Source organism: Curtobacterium sp. MCSS17_016 (genome assembly GCF_003234255.2).
Classification (GTDB): Bacteria; Actinomycetota; Actinomycetes; order Actinomycetales; family Microbacteriaceae; genus Curtobacterium; species Curtobacterium flaccumfaciens.
The window spans coordinates 411342-430819 of record NZ_CP126255.1 but is presented as its reverse complement, the minus strand read 5'-3'; the positions used below and the strand labels follow the sequence as shown (position 1 = coordinate 430819).

At 67.8% G+C, this 19478-nt stretch carries 22 protein-coding genes and 1 tRNA gene; 20 read left to right on the top strand and 3 right to left on the bottom strand.

The annotated features are described in order from the left end of the window. Positions 1–7: 7 nt before the first annotated feature. Together DEJ19_RS21085 and DEJ19_RS21080 are read left to right on the top strand one after the other, a co-directional pair. Entirely contained in the window at positions 8–190 is a 183-nt protein-coding gene (locus DEJ19_RS21085; RefSeq protein WP_111231821.1) for a hypothetical protein, read from the top strand. A gap of 76 nt (positions 191–266) precedes the next feature. Further along, positions 267–443, top strand: coding sequence for a hypothetical protein (locus tag DEJ19_RS21080; protein WP_181441404.1), 177 nt, complete (start codon positions 267–269; stop codon positions 441–443). A 309-nt stretch (positions 444–752) separates the two neighbouring features. Here the strand turns inward: DEJ19_RS21080 and trxB are convergent, their stop codons facing one another. After that, positions 753–1679, bottom strand: a complete 927-nt coding sequence (trxB, locus tag DEJ19_RS21075; protein ID WP_111231822.1) for a thioredoxin-disulfide reductase — start codon at positions 1677–1679, stop codon at positions 753–755. A gap of 134 nt (positions 1680–1813) precedes the next feature. On the opposite strand from trxB, the gene DEJ19_RS21070 reads away from it, so the two are divergent. The 7 genes from DEJ19_RS21070 to DEJ19_RS21040 are packed head-to-tail and all read left to right on the top strand — an operon-like array spanning position 1814 to position 6012. Continuing rightward, entirely contained in the window at positions 1814–2626 is an 813-nt protein-coding gene (locus tag DEJ19_RS21070; protein WP_111231823.1) for a DUF2510 domain-containing protein, read from the top strand. Between the two features lie 49 nt (positions 2627–2675). Continuing rightward, entirely contained in the window at positions 2676–2957 is a 282-nt protein-coding gene (locus DEJ19_RS21065) for a hypothetical protein (RefSeq protein WP_111231824.1), read from the top strand. Positions 2958–2965: 8 nt separating this feature from the next. After that, on the top strand, positions 2966–3361 hold the full coding sequence (locus tag DEJ19_RS21060; protein WP_111231825.1) for a hypothetical protein: 396 nt from the start codon (positions 2966–2968) through the stop codon (positions 3359–3361). Positions 3362–3388: 27 nt separating this feature from the next. Further along, the gene (locus tag DEJ19_RS21055) at positions 3389–4195 is read left to right on the top strand and encodes a GmrSD restriction endonuclease domain-containing protein (RefSeq protein ID WP_111231826.1); all 807 of its coding nucleotides are present in this window, start codon (positions 3389–3391) and stop codon (positions 4193–4195) included. A gap of 23 nt (positions 4196–4218) precedes the next feature. Next, on the top strand, positions 4219–4479 hold the full coding sequence (locus DEJ19_RS21050) for a hypothetical protein (RefSeq protein ID WP_111231827.1): 261 nt from the start codon (positions 4219–4221) through the stop codon (positions 4477–4479). A gap of 31 nt (positions 4480–4510) precedes the next feature. Further along, on the top strand, positions 4511–5551 hold the full coding sequence (locus DEJ19_RS21045; RefSeq protein ID WP_111231828.1) for a hypothetical protein: 1041 nt from the start codon (positions 4511–4513) through the stop codon (positions 5549–5551). A 56-nt stretch (positions 5552–5607) separates the two neighbouring features. Then, on the top strand, positions 5608–6012 hold the full coding sequence (locus tag DEJ19_RS21040) for a hypothetical protein (RefSeq protein ID WP_146250396.1): 405 nt from the start codon (positions 5608–5610) through the stop codon (positions 6010–6012). Between the two features lie 51 nt (positions 6013–6063). On the opposite strand, the gene DEJ19_RS21035 is transcribed toward DEJ19_RS21040, so the two are convergent. After that, positions 6064–7584 (bottom strand): hypothetical protein, encoded by a 1521-nt coding sequence (locus DEJ19_RS21035; RefSeq protein WP_111231830.1) that lies wholly within the window; start codon positions 7582–7584, stop codon positions 6064–6066. Between the two features lie 416 nt (positions 7585–8000). Here DEJ19_RS21035 and DEJ19_RS21030 point away from each other — a divergent pair, with 416 nt between their 5' ends. The 5 genes from DEJ19_RS21030 to DEJ19_RS21010 all read left to right on the top strand — a co-directional run bounded on the left by DEJ19_RS21030 (position 8001) and on the right by DEJ19_RS21010 (position 12557). After that, entirely contained in the window at positions 8001–9314 is a 1314-nt protein-coding gene (locus DEJ19_RS21030; protein WP_111231831.1) for an FtsB/FtsL family cell division protein, read from the top strand. Between the two features lie 66 nt (positions 9315–9380). Next, positions 9381–10328 (top strand): hypothetical protein, encoded by a 948-nt coding sequence (locus DEJ19_RS21025; protein ID WP_284176610.1) that lies wholly within the window; start codon positions 9381–9383, stop codon positions 10326–10328. After that, entirely contained in the window at positions 10325–11200 is an 876-nt protein-coding gene (locus tag DEJ19_RS21020; RefSeq protein WP_146250400.1) for a hypothetical protein, read from the top strand. Before DEJ19_RS21025 ends, DEJ19_RS21020 begins: the two co-directional genes overlap by 4 nt. 300 nt (positions 11201–11500) lie before the next feature. After that, on the top strand, positions 11501–12055 hold the full coding sequence (locus DEJ19_RS21015) for a helix-turn-helix transcriptional regulator (protein ID WP_284176609.1): 555 nt from the start codon (positions 11501–11503) through the stop codon (positions 12053–12055). 73 nt (positions 12056–12128) lie between these two features. Beyond that, positions 12129–12557 (top strand): hypothetical protein, encoded by a 429-nt coding sequence (locus tag DEJ19_RS21010; protein WP_146250403.1) that lies wholly within the window; start codon positions 12129–12131, stop codon positions 12555–12557. Between the two features lie 51 nt (positions 12558–12608). On the opposite strand, the gene DEJ19_RS21005 is transcribed toward DEJ19_RS21010, so the two are convergent. Then, on the bottom strand, positions 12609–15020 hold the full coding sequence (locus DEJ19_RS21005) for a glycoside hydrolase domain-containing protein (RefSeq protein WP_181441405.1): 2412 nt from the start codon (positions 15018–15020) through the stop codon (positions 12609–12611). 142 nt (positions 15021–15162) lie between these two features. Here DEJ19_RS21005 and DEJ19_RS21000 point away from each other — a divergent pair, with 142 nt between their 5' ends. The 6 genes from DEJ19_RS21000 (at position 15163) to DEJ19_RS20975 (ending at position 19477) form a co-directional block, all read left to right on the top strand. After that, a complete protein-coding gene (locus tag DEJ19_RS21000; protein WP_146250405.1) occupies positions 15163–15390 on the top strand; it encodes a hypothetical protein in 228 nt (75 codons plus the stop codon). A gap of 24 nt (positions 15391–15414) precedes the next feature. Then, the gene (locus DEJ19_RS20995) at positions 15415–16110 is read left to right on the top strand and encodes a hypothetical protein (protein ID WP_146250407.1); all 696 of its coding nucleotides are present in this window, start codon (positions 15415–15417) and stop codon (positions 16108–16110) included. 52 nt (positions 16111–16162) lie between these two features. After that, a complete protein-coding gene (locus DEJ19_RS20990; RefSeq protein WP_111231839.1) occupies positions 16163–16687 on the top strand; it encodes a hypothetical protein in 525 nt (174 codons plus the stop codon). A gap of 60 nt (positions 16688–16747) precedes the next feature. Continuing rightward, entirely contained in the window at positions 16748–17179 is a 432-nt protein-coding gene (locus tag DEJ19_RS20985; RefSeq protein ID WP_111231840.1) for a hypothetical protein, read from the top strand. Positions 17180–17295: 116 nt separating this feature from the next. After that, positions 17296–17367: transfer RNA gene (locus DEJ19_RS20980), tRNA-Arg, on the top strand. Positions 17368–17380: 13 nt separating this feature from the next. After that, entirely contained in the window at positions 17381–19477 is a 2097-nt protein-coding gene (locus tag DEJ19_RS20975; protein WP_146250409.1) for a hypothetical protein, read from the top strand. Position 19478 lies beyond the last annotated feature (1 nt).

Below are 19478 nucleotides of genomic sequence, written 5' to 3'. Positions count from 1 at the left end.
ACCAGGCATGAACGCAGCCATCGCGACCACCGCCGGCATCCTCGCAGCAGGAGCCTTCCTCGGCGCCATCGGAACGACCACCGCCCTCGGAATCAAAACCGTCCGCCCGAGGACCGGAGTCATCGCCATCGCAGGACTCGTTTTCCTCGGTGCAGTGATGGCGGGCATCGCTGTCGGGGTGTCCCAGTGACAGCCCGGACCTGAAGCGCCTCACCAACGCTGATTTACCAGCCGGACGAAGCCGCGTCGCCGCATCACACCGGAGCGTGACCGACAGCATCACCTGCACGCACTGCACGGCGACCCTCGACCTGACCGAAGCCTCCGACGACCTGTTCTCCTGGGGTGTCCACCGCGGCTGGGTCCTCGTCAAGCGAGCAGGCACCACCTGGGCGTACTGCCCCACACACGCCGACATCACCGGCGCGACCCGCAACCGTTGACCGACCGGAGGTACGATCCGACCATGAACGGGATCAGCAGGAAGCTACCCCGCCTTTCCAGGCGGGAGTAGTCCTGGAAGCGAGGCCACCATGGCCCACAGTCCCCACCGTCGTTGGAAGGGTTGCCAGATGTGCAAGCCCTGGAAGAACCGCTCACACGGCGACACGGAACGCGCACCGTGGGCGGTTCGCCGGCAGGTCGGGAAGACCCGCCGCTGGAACCGCCACGACACGGAATGACTACCGCCAGGTAGTCAAACGGGCTGACTACCTCACGGTAGTCAGCCCGTTGTCATTCCTGCGACGAAGTCAGTTCTTGAGCCCCGCGAGGTAGTGCTCCGCGTCGAGTGCCGCGACAGCGCCGGAACCGGCAGCCGTGATGGCCTGGCGGTAGGTCGGGTCGATGACGTCGCCGGCGGCGAAGACGCCCGGGAGGTTGGTCTTCGACGTGCGGCCCTGGACGGCGATGGTGCCCTCCGGGGTGAGGTCGAGCTGGCCGTGCACGAGGTGGGTGCGTGGGTCGTTGCCGATGGCGATGAAGACGCCGTCGAGCTCGAGCGCCGAGGTCTCGCCGGTGACGGTGTCACGGAGCTGCACACCGGTCACCTCGGTGTCGCCGTCGATGCCGGTGACCTCGGTGTTCCAGATGAAGTCGATCTTCGGGTCACCCATGGCGCGGGTCTGCATCGCCTTCGACGCACGGAGGGAGTCCTTGCGGTGGATGACGGTCACCTTGGACGCGAACCTGGTGAGGAACAGCGCCTCTTCCATCGCGGAGTCGCCACCGCCGACGACGGCGATGTTCTTCTGGCGGAAGAAGAAACCGTCGCACGTGGCGCACCACGAGACGCCGTGACCGGAGAGCCGCTCCTCGTCCGGGAGGCCCAGGTGCCGGTACGCGGACCCGGTCGCGTAGACGACAGCGAGCGCCTCGTACGTCTCGCCGGAGCCGACCGTGACCTTCTTGACCTGGCCCGTGAGGTCGACCGAGACGGCGTCGTCGTACAGGACCTCGGCACCGAACTTCTCGGCCTGCTCCTGCATCTTGACCATGAGGTCGGGGCCCTGGACACCCTCGGGGAAGCCCGGGAAGTTCTCGACCTCGGTCGTCTTGGTCAGCTCGCCGCCGGTCTCGACGCTCGAGGCGACGATGAGCGGCTTCAGCTCAGCGCGCGCGGCGTAGATGCCGGCCGTGAACCCGGCGGGACCGGAACCGATGATGATGAGCTGACGCATGACGAGGGGCCTTCCAAATAGGGGAGCGGTTGGGCTGCACGTTCTATGCGGCGGAGGTCCGCGCACCCCACGCTGGGGGTCGCGACCGCCCGGTGGCCCTCGGCAGACTGTGACGGAACCTCGAGGACGGTGCGATGACTGATACGACGGCTGCCACAACGCCAGCAGGCTGGTACGTGGATCCGCTCGACCCTGCGAAGGCGACCGCCCGGTACTGGGACGGAGCCGCGTGGACAGAGCACACAGCACCGCTCGCCCCGCCAGCCGCTGAACCGGTGGCGCCGGCACCGACAGCCGTTACCCCTCAGGCTCCCGCACCGCAGCGGACTGCGCCCCTGCCGCCCGCGCGACAGCGGAACGTCGTCGCCATCGTCGCTGCCGCAGCCGGTGTGCTCGCGGCTGCCGTAGCGGCAGCGCAGTTCGTCCACGCCATTCCCGCGACGGCGGACCTCACGCCGTGGTGGTGGGCGGCCGCTGCACTGGTCGTACCGGTGGTCCTCGGCGTCGTCGGCTTGCGCCGTGCCGCGTGGACGCAAGCAGGGAAAGCCATCAGCGTCGTCGCCATCGTTCTCGGCCTTGTAGCGGGCGGCGTCGGCGGGTGGATGCAGTGGCAGCGCCACACCGGTGAGCAGCAGTTCCTCAGCGCCATTGCCGACGTCGACTCGAAGCAGGTGCAGCCGCTCAGCGACCGGCAAGCGCTGACCATGGGGTGGCGGTTCTGCGAGATGGTCCGCGCCGACGAAGGCACATCCGCGATGACGTCCTACGTGCTCGCCGAAGCCAAGGGTGGCCTCAACGCCGAGACAATGGGTGCGACGTTCGGTTCAGCCGAGGTGAACCTCTGCCCGGACCAGGCCGACGACATGGAGACGTTCTTCGACCGGTGGCAGAAGTCGCTGAACAAGGCAGACGGCGCTTCACTCCTGTTCGGGCTGCTCGGCTCCTAACCCGGTTCACCCGCTCACGAAACGGCGGAGGTCCGCGCATACCTCTGGCATGCAGACCTCCAACGCCGCCCGCAACCGTGGCCTCCGCCTCTCCGCCGCCCTCATGGCCGCCGCCATCATCGTCGCGGTCATCCGCTTCGCAGCAGGCAGCACCGCCACCGACGGTGTCTTCTTCCTCATCATGACCCTCGCCGTCGCGTCGGTCGGCGTCTACTGGAAGGTCGCCGGCGTCGCACGCCTCCGCGAGGAGCGGGCGAACGCCGCGGATGAGGCCGGCCACACCGCCGTCATCACCCCCATCACGGCTGCTGGGCGGCACGACGCCGCATAGACACCCTCGTGCCCACCACGAGGAAACCCCGACCGCAGAAGCTGTTCCGGTACGAGCCGGTCAGCAGCCGACCCGTTCTCCGCGCCGCTGACATCGTCACCGCCGCGTTGAAGCTCACCGGCGCCAGCGACATCGACGCGCTCATCGCGGACCTTCGTGAGCCGGAATCGGTCACAGCGACGAAGCTGAAGCCGATCCAGTTCACCGAAGCGCAGTTGAACCTCATCGACCGGTACGCCGGCCACATGCGGCTGCTGCGCAACAAGCCGACCGTCGCCATCAACGAATGCCCGACCTGCGGCATGGTGTGGGCTGCGACCGCGAAGCAGGGCAAGTGCACCTTCACGCGCGACTGCGAAGGGGTGCCCGGGAAGTCCGGCACCGCGAAGAAGGTCGCCCTCTAGACGGCGCCCGCCGCATACCTACTGGGCATGGCGAAGAAACTCCTGCTCGCGGCCGCGGTCATCCTCGGCATGTGCTTCCTCCTCGTGCACACCGGGCAGTGGGACAACGTCGTCTCGTCGCTCAGCCCGTACGCCAAGCAAGGCTCCGACGCTGTCACGAAGACCGTGCACAGCGCTGCACCGGAACTGCCGACCGCGGAGGACCTCCCGAAGGACGTCACCGAAGGGCAGCGGAAGGTGCAGGACGCGCTGAGCTCCGCCGGGCTGAACAAGACGAAGTCCGACGCCCGCACCCCGTCATCGGCGGTGAAGGTCCTCGACAAGCTCGAGGAGACCACTACCGACGCGAAGGGCCCGTTCAAGCGGTCCGCGTTCGGACCCGACTGGGACACCGCGCACGCCGGACGCTGCGATGTGCGGAACACCGCCCTCAGCCGGAACTTCACCGACGTGAAGCGAGCCGGCGCCTGCACGGTCACAGCCGGGACCCTCCACGACCCGTACACAGGGCGAACCGCCCAGTACACGTCAGATAGCCCGTCCACGGTCACCATCGACGCTGTCGTTCCGCTGCAGTGGGCATGGGAGAACGGTGCGGACACCTGGTCGAACGCGAAGCGGGCCCGGTTCGCCGCAGACCAGAACAACCTCACCGTCACCGTCGCAGGAGGGAACACCGGCAAGGACGGCGGCGGCCCGTCGAAGTGGAACCCCGCCGACCGCGACTACCTGTGCACGTACGTCACCCGGTTCATCTACATCGTCAACGACTACGACCTCACCATCGACGCGTACGACAAAGCCGTCATCCGCCGCGACCTCGCAATGTGCTGACCGAATCCGCGCATAGGGAAAGCATGCCGACCACCATCAAGCTCACCGTCGCCCAGCAGACCGCCGTCAACACCATCGCCAAGCACGGCGGCATCGAACGCAACGGCCGCGGCGACTACGGTTTCCGCGTCGACGGCGGCGTCAACCACACGGACGTCCCGAAGAAAGTCACCATCGACGCGCTGTTCGCCAAGGACCTCCTCCGCAGCGCCGAAAGGGCCGTCCACACGGGCTGGTGGACGAAGTTCGCGCTCACCGACGCCGGGAAGGCCCTCGTCCGCTGACCGTCCGCGGGGTGCCGCATACATACCCGGCATGGCTACCCGCACTCAGCTCCGCAACCGCAACACCGGCAAGCCCGGCAACGGCGGACACTTCGACGGCTTCACCCCAGCCGCCGACGAGGACATCAGCCTGTCCTCCCTCATGGTCATCGACGACGACATCGACGTCTTCTACGACTCACCTATCGAGCACGTGCCCGTCGCCGACGTCGTCACGTTCGACATGGGTGAGGAGAACCTCGTCGCTGACACGCAGCGGCTCGCCAGCCAGGAAGTTGCCCGCATGGGCATGCCATACCACCTCGTCGACGAAGTCGCAGGGGAGACCCTCGCCGCTGTGTACGCCGCGGCCGCCAGCGCCCGCAAGCAGGGCAAGGAGAAGCACATCCACGGCGGGTTCATCCGCCACATCGCCCGCGCGCAGCTGGCGATGAAGGTCGACGGGCACAAGCGCCACGAGTCGTCGAAGGGCCTCCGCATCTGGAAGGAACGCTGCGCCGAACTCGCAGCGACCCTCGGCCGCGCCCTCACCCGCACGGAAGAGGACGCCATCGCCGACCAGATCCGGCAGAACTGGGACAAGCCGAAGCACCGCCCGACGGTGAACTTCCACCGGCCAGTCTCCGAGACCAGCCTCGACGGTGCGAACGAGGAGAACCCACGCCAGTTCGCCGCCGAGGAGCAGACCGACCGCGAAGGTGGCGCACGCGCACACAACCTCGCCGACCTCATCGAGGAGAAGGACCTCACCAAGGTGCAGGCCCGCCGGCAGCTGTGGAACGTGTTCGCCGACGAAGACGGTGCCCCCGAAGCCCGTCCCGGCCGGCTCTCCCCGCACAGCGTTCGCAAGGCGAAGACGAACATCAAGGACGCCGTGGAGACCGCCCGCCTCTGGCAGGCCGGCGCACTCACCGACGACGACGCAGCGTCCCTGTTCGCCCCGTTCGGTGACCTCACCCGAGGAGAGCAGGACGCCGTCGTGAAGACCATCCTCGCCCGACCCGCCTACGGCCACCGCATGTGGATCGGCGCAGTGGACTTCGCCGCCAGCACCGACGGCTACCTCGCCTGACGCAGGCCGCGCATAGGGGGAAGGTGACGATGGGCTCCGTGGATACGATGACCGGCATGACCGGCACTTTCATCGCACCCACGGAGCTCACCGCCCTCATCGGCGAAGCACTCCGCGACGGCGATGAAGAGATGGCGACGCGCTACCTCCCCGAGGCAATCAACCGGATCCTCGCCGCCAACGACGACCCGCCCGCCGCAGTCTTCGAAGCGCCCACGGGCAGCACCGGCTACCAACGCTGGGACACCCTCATCGCGACGGCGTTCGCCTGGGCGCTGCACACACGAGGTCTCCACGCGCCAGCTTGGATGACCGACGTGGCACCGCTCAGCCCTGCATGGTTGCTCGACGGGGACCTTGCAGCATCAGACGAATGGCGGAACTACATCCGCGAACAGACCCCAGCAGACTTCCTTCGCAAGGGCATCCTCATCCGCGAACGAGACCTCCGAACTGCATGAACGACAACGACCCGACCACGTCTCGTGGTCGGGTCGTTGTTGATGTGGGCCTCAGATGACGATCTGCGCCACTCCGTTGAACGTCGGGCTGTGCACTGACGCGCGACCCGGCAGCGTGCTCCAGGACGTCGCACGGAGCCTGAGGGGGACCTCGTATCTGGCCCGGTCCTCGCCGTGGAGGATGACCGTTGCCTCAGCCCACGCTTCGTCACCTCCAATGTCCATCCAGTCGCCCAAGGCGCTGTTGGCGAGCACGACGGTCGTACGCAGCGTGGCGCTCTGACGGACAAAGAGGTCGAGCAAGGTCCGTACTGCCTCCACACGGATGTTGTGGCGCTCCGCCGCGCTCACCGCTCTGTACAGCGCCTGATCCAACGCCACAGGAAGCCCGGGTGCAGGGCGCGGCGGCACAGCTCTCTTCACCATCAAGGCGTCGAGTTCATCGACGACGATGACTGCGTCCGAGTGGACGTTCGCGTCAACGAGCCGTTCCGTTGCAACGGCGATGAGCACCTCCTCGAAGTCCTCGAGCGAGTCTGAGATGCTGGTCGGACGCAGACGGTCCGGCTTACCAGCGTTCTGCTGCCCGGCGGGCCGGAAGAGATGCACGTCGGCGTCGGCTTCCAGTGCGATCGCGGTCAGCGTGTCCAGGGTGCTCGACTTGCCGAAGGGGCCGCGGCCGCCGACTGCTACGTGGGCGCCGGGCTTCGGCGTCCATTCGATGGTGTCGAGGGAGGCGACACCGAGGAGGGATGAATCAGCCGGGCGGGACGCGGAGAGCGGCAAGTCGAAGTCGTCTGGGGCGAACCGCGAATTGCCGCTGCGGCTGTCGAACCAGAACCAGTGACCGTGAGTGTGCACGAGCGCCTCGTGCCGCTCTGACCCAAGCGCTTCCGCAGCGGCAGCCTGAACGACAGAGAGCGCAGCGGCCGCGACCCGCGAAGAGATCGCCGCGTCTTGTGTCCGCTGATTCAGCGGCAGTGACTTCCAGGCGTCCCCTCGGACGATGACGGGCCCCGGGATGTCGAACGACGGCGTGCTGGCATCACGCAGCAGGGCTGCGAAGAGCGACGACGCGATACCAAGCTCCCGGACCTGGTGGAAGTACGGGGTCAACTTGTCGCCACGGATGAGTCCCGACAGCAGGGACTCACCGCCGGCGTCCGCGGCGAGGGCCAGGTTGTCTGCGAGGTCGTCGGGCTCGTCGGCGCCCGTGATGGCAGCGATGTTCAGGGCGGTGACGGCAGCCTCAGCACGACGAGCTGGGACTTCCAGAAGCTTGAAGGGGTCGAGAGACGTGTTCGGGTCAGCCACATCGATGACAACGGGGGAGTACTGCTGCGCCGCGGTGATGACAGTGCTGGCTTCGCCGGTCAGGTCGAGGATGATCACCGGAACGCCCTGTGCAGCGTGGCGGCGCGCTCCGGCGAGTGGGGAGAAGTCCTTGGCCCGTGGACGCAGCCACACATCGCCGCGGTCTCCGGTGAGGTGCCGGCGGGCTTCGGTGTACGTCTCGCCGGTCTGGTCCTGGCGGGCGCGGATGCTCTTCTTGAGGTTGCTGTTCTTGGTCACAGCGGGTTCCTTCCGGACGCTCTCACGCAGCGCCCTGGGAGGAGGGAGCTGAAAGGGGTGATGCAGGGGCTGCGATCCGGTGAGGACCTTGCCCTCGGCTGCGTCGGTGCCGGCGTGAGCGGCGGGACGCATCGGGAGCGGGCGCGCAGCCTGTGCGCCCTTCGCCTGCTCCTATGCGGCGGGTCGGTGAGGAGCTGCAGGGGCGGCATGGGTTCCGCGCATACCGGTGGTGTGCGAGCAGGCGAGGTAGGTACCCGGTGTGGGGCGTCGACGGCGCCGTCGGGGAGTAGGACACTGGAGCCGTGGTTGTGCAGCGCTCAGGTTCCGGAGGCCCGTCACGGGTATCGGTTCCCAGCGCCTGCGCCGATGACGGGCCGGAACTCCCAGCTGCCGTTTTCAGCCCGCATAGGGCGGTCATGATCACGATGCAGAAGCAGGTAGACCACCTTCACACCGCCGACGACGTGCGGCGTCTCGCGACCGTTCTCCAGGACCCGAATCGTGACCTCCCCGTCGTCGTCGTGTCCACGCCGACCGGTTCCACCGAACCGCGGTTCCTCATGGAGCAGGTGGCCCGCGAAGTTGGCGACACCGCGCTGATCAACGTCATCCCCACCGGCCCGTTGACGTACCACCTGTCCGACACCCTTGGTGACGACTTCGGCGTGTACGCCGGTGCCGGCCGCATCTACCCGGCGGGCACCGACTGGCTCGACGACCGGTCCCTCGCGCCGCTTGTCTTCGCCTACCCGGGCTCCGACAACCGGGAGGTGACGAACAAGCTCACTCGCCGCGTCCAGGAGGTAGCGGGGAAGGCGGAGGCGTTCAACGTCACCGTCACCAGTGGCGGCCGCACCACGCAGCACACCCTCATCGCCGACGGCCCGGACTGGGCAACCGTCATGGCTGCCGTCCAAGCCGACCACGAAGCACGACAGCAGACCGCTGTCACCGCGCCGGCCGCCACCGTCGTCCCCGCACCGATGCAGACCGTCACCGCAGTGCCGGCAACGCGGAAGAAGATGGCTGCGGAAATCGAAGCGCTCACCGCCGAGATCGGACGCCAGCAGCAGGAAATCAACCGCCTCACCGCAATGCAGCCGGGGAACACGAACCGAGCCCTCCGCGAGCAGGTCACGAACCTCGAAGACCTCATCGAAGAGGCACGGAACGACGCCCGCGCCGCCCGCGTCGAGACTGCCCGCGCCGAAGCGAAACTTGCAGCAGCGCTCGCCGCGGCGAAGGAGAACGGGCGCCGCATCGCCCGCAGCGCCAAGAAGGGCGGCAACGCCGTCTCCACCGCTGAACGCCCCATCCCCATCGACATGTTCCCCACCGCGGACGCCGCCGCCCGGCACGCCATCCTCCTCGCCTGGGTGGACCGCATCCCCGCCGCGGAGAAGACGGAACGGCCGCTGCCCGACTACCGACTCAGCGACGGGTTCACCGACTCGTTCGAACCACTCACCGACACGCAAACCACGAAGGCGCTCCGCTGCGTCGTCGACATCCTCACCGGCCGTGACGACCTCGCAGCCCGCCGCGTCCACCCGCTGCGCACCAGCGAAGCCGGCAACGCACCCGCATGGGTCCGCGACGACGGCGCCGTCTGCTTCCGCGCCAACATCGAATCGAACACCGCCTCCGCCCGCCGCCTCCACTACTGGAAGCTGCCCGACGGCACCCTCGAACTCATCCGCATCGTCGTCCACGACACCTTCGAACCGTGACAGGCGGGCTGGCCCGCGCATAGTATTAGAGTAAGCGCGCCAAACGCGCACTCTAATGGTCGGGAGGTGGCTGTGGATCAGCATGAGACGCTGCGCGCGCTTCGCGCCATCGGCATCCGCGCCACCCCGAGCGACGCTTACACCGTGAGAACCGCCAGCGGCGACACCATCCGATGGGGGCGCGCACACCGCCTCCCCACGCCATCCGACGTGCAACGCGACCTGCGCCGCCTCGCGCCGAGGGAACGACTCCTGTACGCGGTACCGCGCGTCACAGCGTCGCTCACCGCAGCTGCCCTCACAGACCCACGGCTCATCGTCGTATCGGCGGCGGACCGCGTCGTACTCGCTGACCAGGTCAAGCACGACCTCGAGGACGCACCGGCACCGACCGCTGCGGCAACGAAGGGCCCGCCGCCGTACGGGCAGTTCGCCCTGCTGCGTGCGCTGCTGCTTGCCGCTGAACCGGTAACACAGCACCAGCTCGCCGCCGCGACCAGCATCAGCCAGCCAGCGGTCTCTAACGCACTCCACGCGCTCGCACCGCTCGCTACGCGCAACGCGGCAGGTTGGACCCTCACCGACGTCGAAGCTGCATGGGAACGAGCGCTAGCCGTACCGATGAACGGCGTCACCATGTACTGGTGGTCGAACCGGCCGCTCACCGAGCAAGCCGCAGCCCTTCCAAATGACGCGCTCCTTAGCGGGGACCTCGCCGCCGACCGCATCGCCGCGTGGCGAATACCGGAACACGTCACCGCGTACGTCCGTGCCGGCGTCGACCTCAGCCGCAAGGGGTTCTCCCTTGGTTCCAGTGACGACTACACCCTCTCCGTCACCGTCCCCGCCGACAAGACAGTCTGGGCGACCGCGGCGCACGCCGGCCGGCCCGGCACCGCCGACCCCGTCATCACCGCCCGCGACGTCCTCCACACCGGCACCACCGGCGACCAGCACGAAGCCGCAGACCGGATCCGAGACGTCGTCCTCCTGCCGCACACACGATCAGCATGAGCATGCGAGACGACGCCGGCCGCCTCCGGAACGACGACGGGCGGTTCGCCAGAGACCTCCGACCGGGTTACGACGGCGTTCCGCTCCGGCAGCCGCTCACGGCGCACTTCTTCGCGGAGAGTAAGACCGATGACGCGGCGTACATCGCCCTCGACGACCTCAGCTCCGTCCTCGCTGGCCACCCCGAAGCGCGCATCATCGGCGGGCACATGGTGTCCCTCATCACCACCGCCTACCCAACACCCGGGCTCACCCCGCGACGCACCGGTGACGCCGACGCCGGCATCCCCGTCGAACTCGCCAGCAGCGGCGCACTTCACGACGCGCTCCTCGACCTCGGGTACGACGCCGAGTCTGGCAACCGGTACGTCCGCCCCACCGGCACGAAGGACGACCCGGCGCCGACAATCGACCTACTCACCGAATCGCTCACCGGCAGGTTCGGCGACCAGAAGTTCGGCGGCCGCGCGTTCAACATCATGCCCGGCATGCACCTCGCGACCAGCAGCGGTATCACCGTCAACGTCAACGCTACCCTCACCGACGACAGTGCCCTCCGCAGTACCGTCACGGTTCCCACCGTCGAAGCCGCCGTCGTCCTCAAGTCCTACGCCTGGCAAGACCGACCCGGCATCCACAAGGACGCCGCCGACCTGCACAACCTCTTTCAAGTCCTCGACCACCACGGAGCCGACGCCGTCGGCGGCTGGCAGCTCAACCAACCCGGCAACATCGGCGCACGACGAGACGCAGCAGCGAACCTGCACCTCCTCGCCGACCGCCTCGAAACGAGGCGCAGCAGACCCGACGACGGGTTCGATCGACGCGCGCTCACAGCCCTCATCCGCCAATACGTCGTCGCCCCGGAGTAGCGGCAACGTCGGGGGTGACCCGGTCGACAGGTCGCTCACCTCACGGGTGACGAGCCAAGGGGGAAGCATGAGGGCCCGGACCATCACCAGCGTCTTGACCGCGCTGCTCGCAGCAGCAGCGCTCAGCGGTTGCACTCAGTCAGCGCCTCCCGAACCGCGACCGCGGCACCGAGCAGCACCGCTTCGCCGGCATCGGAGCCGATGAGCAGCGGCTGCTGCTCAGAAATGGCCCGTTTGGGCCACCACCGACGCGCCTCCGGATGTCGGAGGGACGCCGATATGGTCGACGAGGGGGTTGCAGTGACGGCACAGGGAAGCATCGACGTCGGGTTCGAGCAGATGGCGTCGTCGGTCACCCGAGGGTTGACCGAAGTGGCACCCGCTTCACCTCCCGCGCTCGGGGACGAAGACGTCCAGGGGCTGTTGCGCCGGGTGGTTCACGGAGTTCGGTCCGGTGAGGCGGCAGAGGCGTACAGCGCCCTGTCCGAAGCCAACAGTTCTGCTTCCGTCAGCCTCGAGCAGGTCCGTCGCGCGGATGCGCTGTTCGACGCTGCCATCACTCCGGTGGCCGAGTACCTTCGCCACGTCGCCCCGCGCTCACGCGTCTCAGCTCTCTTGCACGCCGCCATCTGGCGGTCCATCGAGGCGCGCTCACGTGCAACCGGGGGCTCTTCGCTGACCGCCCGAGAAGCGGAAGTGCTCGCCCTTGTCGCCGAGGCGAAGACGAACAAGCAGATCGGTGCGGCGCTCCACATCTCCCCAGGGACCGTCAAGCGGCACCTCGCGAACATCTGCGAGAAGCTGCACGCCGTCTCCCGACTGGACGCCGTACGGAAGGCCGGGCTGCGGAGCTGACGGAGCGCAGACGCTCGAAGCCAGCAAGTCGCGTGCCCAGCCAACAATGATGGGACGTTCTAGGGTGAGGGTCATGGACGATGCGCAGGAGACGTGGCCGCTCGCACAGCCGGCACCGCGCATAGACGACCGTGTGAAGCGCGCCCCAAGCAGGCCCCTGAACCGTCAAGCACTTCTGTCCATCGGCGTCGTCCTCATCTGGGCCGTTGTCGTCGTCGCTGTCACCGTCATCTCGGCCGGGACCACGCCGACGCAGTTCGACTACGACAACGGTGCCGTCCCGCCGCCGCAGACGGACCGTCACCTGAACGCTCTCGCCGGGGTGGTCTATGTGCTTGCTCTGCCTGTGTCCCTCATCGCGCTCTGGCTTGCCGCCCGTTCGCTACGGAAGCCGCGAGAGCAGGTGAGCTCGACCATCGCGGTCATCTTGACGGTGCTTGCCTCCCTTGCAGGCATCGGCTTGGTCGCAGTCGGCGTCGGCACGTTCATCTTCTTCACCTGAACACGGCGACGCCCGGCGCCCTCAGAAGGACGCCGGGCATCGGTCCACGGTCTACCGGCTGATGTCCCAGAGCTTGTCCGCGAACACCGTCGCGATCTGACGCATGTCGTCAGCGTTCAGGTGAGTGGGTTCGGGCCACTTGCTGCTGTTCACGAACACCGCGCGGATGTAGATCAGCGCCGGGTCGGTGGAAGTCAGGAGCTGATTCGCGAGGCGGTAGATGTTGTCGCGGGAACCGCCGAAGCGGTCTTGGACGAACTTCGTCAGACGTTCACCCCACCGTCCTTCGTTCTCGAAGTACTCGCGGGTGCCGCCGGCGAGTGTCGGCGACGCTCCGGACGCGATCCGGTCGACCAGGTCGTGTGCGACGGCGTCCTGAATGAGATCGGTCATCCCGAACGAAGAGCCGCGAAGCGTGGGGTCGGTGGAGAACAGGTACGTCTGCGCCCACTCTGTGGCGGAGGAGTACAGGTTTCCGTACCGCTGCCAACCATCGCGGATGACCTGGAGGAGGTCACCCGCCCAACCGACATAGTCGGACAGCGACGGGTAGTCCAACTTGCCGTTGTCGAGTCCGTTGTGGATGAGTGCACCTGCGGCGCCGAACAGGTGCGCGGTGTCCACAGAGGTCCGGTACTGCGGGTCCACGAGCTGGGTCTGCTTTGACACCCCGAGTGTGTCCACCCAGTTGGTGAAATCGCGGTTGATGTCGCCGGCAAAGATCGTCCACTCGGAGCTGTCGAAGTCCGGGATCCGCATGTAGTGGGTCAGCAGTTCGTTGTCCGACAGGCCGGTGTTGTGCGAGGTATTCCACTCCTTCGCTCGCGCTTGCAGCCAGTCCAGGTAGTCGAACGCAGCAGCGTTCGGTTCCGGTGACTTCACCAGACCGAACACGCCGGCGTCGCGTCCGGAGGCGATGTCGTTGTCGACGTTGATGAGGCCGGAGCCGCTGCCGACGTTGATGGTGCTGATCTGGTTGAAGGCCCAGTTCGTTGGGAGCAGGAACCCGAGGTTGCCCGACCATCCGGTGGACATCCCTGCGATGAAGCTCTTCGAGGCGAATCCGAGATTGGAGACACGTCGGCAGACGTTCCGGGTGCCGTAGATGCCGATGGCGTACGGCGATCCGAGCTCGAGCATCCCCTTCTGCACTGCACGGAAGTAAGGGATGACGCCCTGCGGGGAGTCGGTGAATCCGTCCGGGTCGATCTGCGTGTCCGTGGCGTCGAAGTCCACCGCGAAGTAGATGGTTGTCCCTGCGGGGAAGCCGAACTTCCGGGCGGCGTTCACGGCGCGGATGACGTCCACGCCACCCTGGAACGAGGTGAACCAGCCGTAGCCGCTACCTTCCTCGAAGATGGGGAAGACGCCGAGGCCGGCGGCGAAGATCGTCTGCAGCTCGCCTGGCTTGATGACCTTGTCGATGGGGTCCGGTACCTCAGCGGTCGGTTCGAGGTTGGTGAGGTACCGCCCGACGAGGGTGTACCCGGCGTTCCGGAGCGCGTCACCTCGGGCGGCTGTGACGGTGGAGGCGCAGTCCACCGCGGTGCCCTTGCGGGATGTGTCGCCGGCGCTGACGATGAACTCCGCCCAGGTGCGGTACTCGCCGGCGCCGGTCTGGTCCGCGGTGCTGAATCCTTCGAACCGCTGGAACTGCTTCACGAGGGTGCTGTCTGCAGCGGTGAAGGTGCTCGTCGGGCCGGTACCGAAGCCGTTGAACGCCGCTGCGGCCTTGAACAGGTGCACCCACTGCGCTCCCGATGAGGAGTCGGTCGAGCCGACGCGGATGACCGCCGCTGTCTTGGCTCGCAGCTGTGATGCGGTGGTTGGTCCCCAGAGGCCGTCTGCTCCGGAGCCCTGCCCGAGTTCGATCTGGATGGCCTTGACGAGGTTCATCTGGGTTGGTCGGTCGTACACACCGCCGGTGGAGTTGTACGTCCAGTTGGCGTTGCCGCCGTAGCGGTTGTTCAGCCAGCGTTGCCCGGCGACGATGGAGTCCTTCCCGCCTTCGATGGGGACCGACGGGTCGGTGTTCAGCAGCGCCTGGAACACCTTCGGCGGGAGGGTGATGGGAGCGTTGTCGGACAGGGCCACTCCGAGGTTCACCTCGAACTGGCGGATGGAGTTCTGCGTGTTCGTGTCCCAGACGCCGTTGTTGTTGCTGCCCGGGTACCCCTTCGCGTACAGGGCAGCCTGCACGAGCTTGATCCACTTCGTGTTCGTCGCAGCATCGGTGGACTCGGTGCCGTCGATGGCGCCGTGAGCAGCGAGCTTGCTGACCGTAGTCGGCCCGAACGCCGGCACGACGGGGGAGATGCCGAGCAGCGTCTGCAGACCCTCGATGATGCCGTTGACCGTGTTCTGGCCCGGGTAGCCGTCTTCCTTGACCTTTGTCCATCCGGAGACCTTGCCGAAGGTGCTGTTCAGCCACTTCTGCGCGTCCTGGAGCTGCGTGTCAACCATGGTGTTCCTCCTCAGTGAGCGGGCGGCGCCCGTGTGAGGGGAGATCATCGGTCATGAGTTGCCCGAGGTAACCGTTCTGAGACGAAGATGGCCTGAACGGCCCATGTTTTCCAGCGTCGCGGCTCCGAGTATGGTCGACGCCGTGGCGGCGGACATCATCGACTTCGGTCTCCACCACCGCCCTGCCGACCCGACGGAGCACATCCGCGTCGCACTCGAGCAGCACGGACGCATCAGCGAACAAGTCACCGACATCGCAGTCTCCATCGATGTGTGGCTCCGCTGCGCGCACGCGGCCGCGGCCGACCTCGGCCGGACCGTCGATGCTCGACACGCCGGCGCCTGGGTCTGGGCCGAGCTCCGCTCGTAGACGGTGTCGGCCGCCACTGGCAGCATGACAGTCATGCTGATGGCGGCACGCTGCAGGGCCTGCGACGAGGAGCACCTGCTCACCCGAGACGGGACGATGACCGTCCACAACCGCGGTGACGGCACCCGATGCCCCGGCTCCGTCGGACTGAACCGACCCGCACCGCGCCGTTCAGCGTCGGTGCCGCGACGGGAACGACCATCTTCGACGACGGAGCGCACCCGCGGCGGCGGCGAGCCGCGGCACACCGTCCGACTCGACCAGAACCACCCGCCGTACGCGAAGCAGCGCCTCACCTGCCCCGAGTGCGGGTTCACCGTTCCCGCCACCATCTACGGCCGGTACTCGCCACACCGCGTCCACAACCCTGACGCCGTCGGGAAGAAGGCGATGAACAAGGCCCGCCGCGGCTGCCCGGGGTCCGGCCGGCCCATCCCCGACAAGCAGCTCGCCTTCACCCCAGCCGCGCCGCCGGAGCCCGCACCGCCGACACCCGAGCCTGCTGAGCCGGTGAAGGTGTCCTGCCACTCCTGCTTCGCCGTCACCACCCGGCTCGCCGGCGGGAAGTACGCCGCCCACCAACGCCCCACCGGCGGCTGGTGCCCCGCAGGCCGACCACCGACACCCGAAGAGCGTGCGAAGGGGAAGCCGAAGCCGAAGGGACGCGGCAGCGTCTGGACCACCAGTGCCGGACTCCCCAGCCTCGGCCGGCACCGGTAACCGTCCGCGCATAGGGGAGGGGACAGCAACCGCTGACCCTGAGGAGCAGACCGTGACCGACTCGAACTTCGACAGTCGGCTGACCGCCACCGCGTCCGTCACCCGCGACCACCGCGGTCGCCCCTTCGACCTCGCACCGTACGACCGTGCGCACATCCGCTTCCACCTCGAGGTGGACGGCAGCACAGACATCGGCTACGCGTCAGCGGTCATCGTCCCCAACGTCCGCACCCACTTCGACCTGCGAGAAGCCGCCGGAGGACCAGTCCCCACAGCACGCTGGTACTCGGACCTCGCCTCGAGCGTCGACCGGAAGTACCGCGACATCGGCGCGCTTCTCACCGCCGCGGGAATCCTCGGCCGCCGCGACGTCCTCGCCATCCGTGACTTCGCCCTCCTCGACAACTTCGCCACCGAGACCATCATCCGCACCGCCCTGCACGCCATCAGCACCAGCTTCATCGCCCGGAACGCCGCCCTCATCATCGCCGACACCGAGAGCTGGTACACGGCAGCCCCGGAAGACTCGGGCCTGTACTGGTGGGCAGAGACCGACACCGGCGTCATCGTCCCCTGACACCGCGAACATCCGCGCATAGGGGAGAGGACACCGAGAACAGAAAGCACGAGAGCCCTCTTGACCACCACCCCGTACACCGTGGCCGTCTCCGACGACGAGTCCACCGCCACCATCAGCTTCACCGGCACCGCCACCGCGGCAGCCGACGGCCGCATCACCGTCACCGACACGATGCCCGCCGAGCAGTTCGCCGAGCTCCGCTCCGCCATCAACAGCGTCGTCCTCACCGACGACGCCGACCCCATCCCCGACCACATGTACCCGGGGTACTGGAAGGACCGCGCCCTCGCCGCAACGGAGGAAGTCCTCCGCCTCCGCGGACTGCTCCTCGGCGGCCCCACCGTCGACGGCGCCATCGCCCTCCACGAAGCAACCGCGCACTACGTCAACACGGCAGCGCAGTTCCGCGTCAACAAGGACATCGCCGCCAGCGACTTCACCGCCGGCTGGCGAGCCCACGAAGCGCACGCAGCAGTAGTCACCAGCTGACACGTTCGGGCGCACAGAGCCGCGTCAGGTGGGGAGGGTTCTGCGCGCACCCCGCGGGGCGCAACCCCGTCCGCGCATAGGACCACCACCAGGCCGTCTGGCACGATGGGCACCATCGGCGTGTAGCTCAGCAGTAGAGCACCGGACTTCGGATTCGGAGGGCGCAGGGGCAGCACCTGCCACGTCGGCAACAGCATCACCATGAGGGGAACCGTCGTCATGTCCGCACCGAACTACCTGTGGGGTCAGCTCCGCCGCGCGCTCGACGCCGACAACGACCGGCGAATGGCGAAGACCCTGGACGCGATCGCCGGCATCGACGCAGGTCGCATCACCGTCGGTGACCCTGTGCCGACGAAGGGGATGCCCGCATGGGTCACCCCGGAGATCATCCGCGGCGGGTTCGCCACCGGCCACGCCGCAGCATCCGGACCCCTCACCGACGACGAGCAGGCTCTCGCCACGGCGAACGGCTTGCCGGGCAGCCGCGCGGCCCTGTTCCAGTGGGCGCTGACCGACGCCGGCCTCACCTGGCTCACCACCCTCCTCGACCAGCGGACGTACCAGGTGCGGCTGCCGGAACAGGCGGCACTGCTCACCGTCGCGCACCTCATCCGCACCGGGCACGGCGCCGAAGCAGCCACCATCATCGACACCATCCGCCCGCACGCCGACCGGCTGCAGTTCCTCCCCATCCCACTGACGGCACCGATCCCGGATGGGGTGCACATCGCCACCATCGGCGACGCCATCACCGCCCTCGAGCAGAAGAAGCCCCGCCGGCAGGTGGAAGCGCAACGGGAAGCGAACAGCATCTGGGGTCCGTACACCGACCAGCTCGTCGCCCTCTGGTGGGACACCCGCGACGCCGCCGGCACCGTCGGCCGTGTCTTCCCCGACGGCTGGGGCAACCACGCCCAGGACCTCCTCGACGTGTACGACGCCCTCACCGAAGAGCACACCCTCACGACGAAGCACCGGAAGCCCGGCTCCACCGTCCAGATCCTCCTCACCGCCACCCGTGCCACACTCGCCGGCGACCACACCCAGATCCACCGCGCCCGGCAGGTTGTCTCCGACGTCGTCGCGAAGCGAGGCGCCCCCGCATCGGAGGCGCTGACCACCCTCCGACGTGTCCAGCAGGAGGACGCAGCCAAGCCGTCCCACGCTGTGCTTGCGAAGGAAGCTGCCGACGCGCTCCGCCCGCACCGCGACGTCCTCACGCACGAACCACTGCGTCTCATCGCCGACACCCGGGGCGAGCACCTTCCGTTCGTGCGCCGCACCGTTGACCGGGCCCGGCACGCACCCATCGGACAGCTCATCCACGTCGGCGTCATCACGTCCGCGGAAGGGCTCGCCGCGGTCGCCCCGCAACTCGCCGGACCAGGCATCGCCGGCCAGTACGTGGACTCTGTCGCCGGCCACCTCGCCGCGGCGACGTTCACCGCGTTCCAGAACCGCCGGAGCGTGCTGCTGCTGAACTACCAGACGCAGGTGCAGGTCACCGCGCTGCCCTGGTATCAGGCGCTCACCGCCACATCGGAGACGAGCGGATCCGCCCGGGTACGGCTGCTGCGGCAGGCGAACACGTTGACGAAGCACGCCATCGAGTCGTTCCCCGGCACAGTCCTCCCGAACCCGTTCCTCCGCGTCATCGCGGAACTGTACCGACAGGCGGACCTGCCGCTGCCGGTCACCTACGAGCTCGCCGCCGACATCTTCATGGGCGGGTTCTCGAAGACGTTCGTCACCGCCGCACGCCTGGCACACGAATACGTCGCAGCCGGCCTGTACGGCCGCTACTACGGCCTCGGGGAGCAGGCTCCCGCCGACCAGAAGACGTTCGCCGAGGAGACGTACCGCCGGGCAGGCATCGACACGTACAGCCGGTGGAGTTCCGTCGCCGTCGCCGGCAGCGTCATCGAACAGGCGCAGATCCTCACCACCCAGAACCTCGCCATCGTCACCCACGCCGGCGTGACCATCGACTGGGAAACCGCCGCCACCACAGCCTTCACCCGCACCGTGCTTCCGGAACTCCTCGCCGCGCAGCAGCCGCGTGGACTTCGGCAGCGGAAGAACGCCGCGTACGCATGGCGTCAAGTGCTGTTCTACCTGACGATGGCCGGCACCAACGCCACCGACCGGTTCCTCGAGACAGCCCGCCGCGCAACCGACCGAACCCGCATCGGCGCGCCAGCGCAGACACTCCTCGACGACCTCGAACGCTCACACCGCGGGCAGGCCGTCATGAAGCCGTTCACCGGCTGGGTCGTCCGCGACAACGACCGGTAGG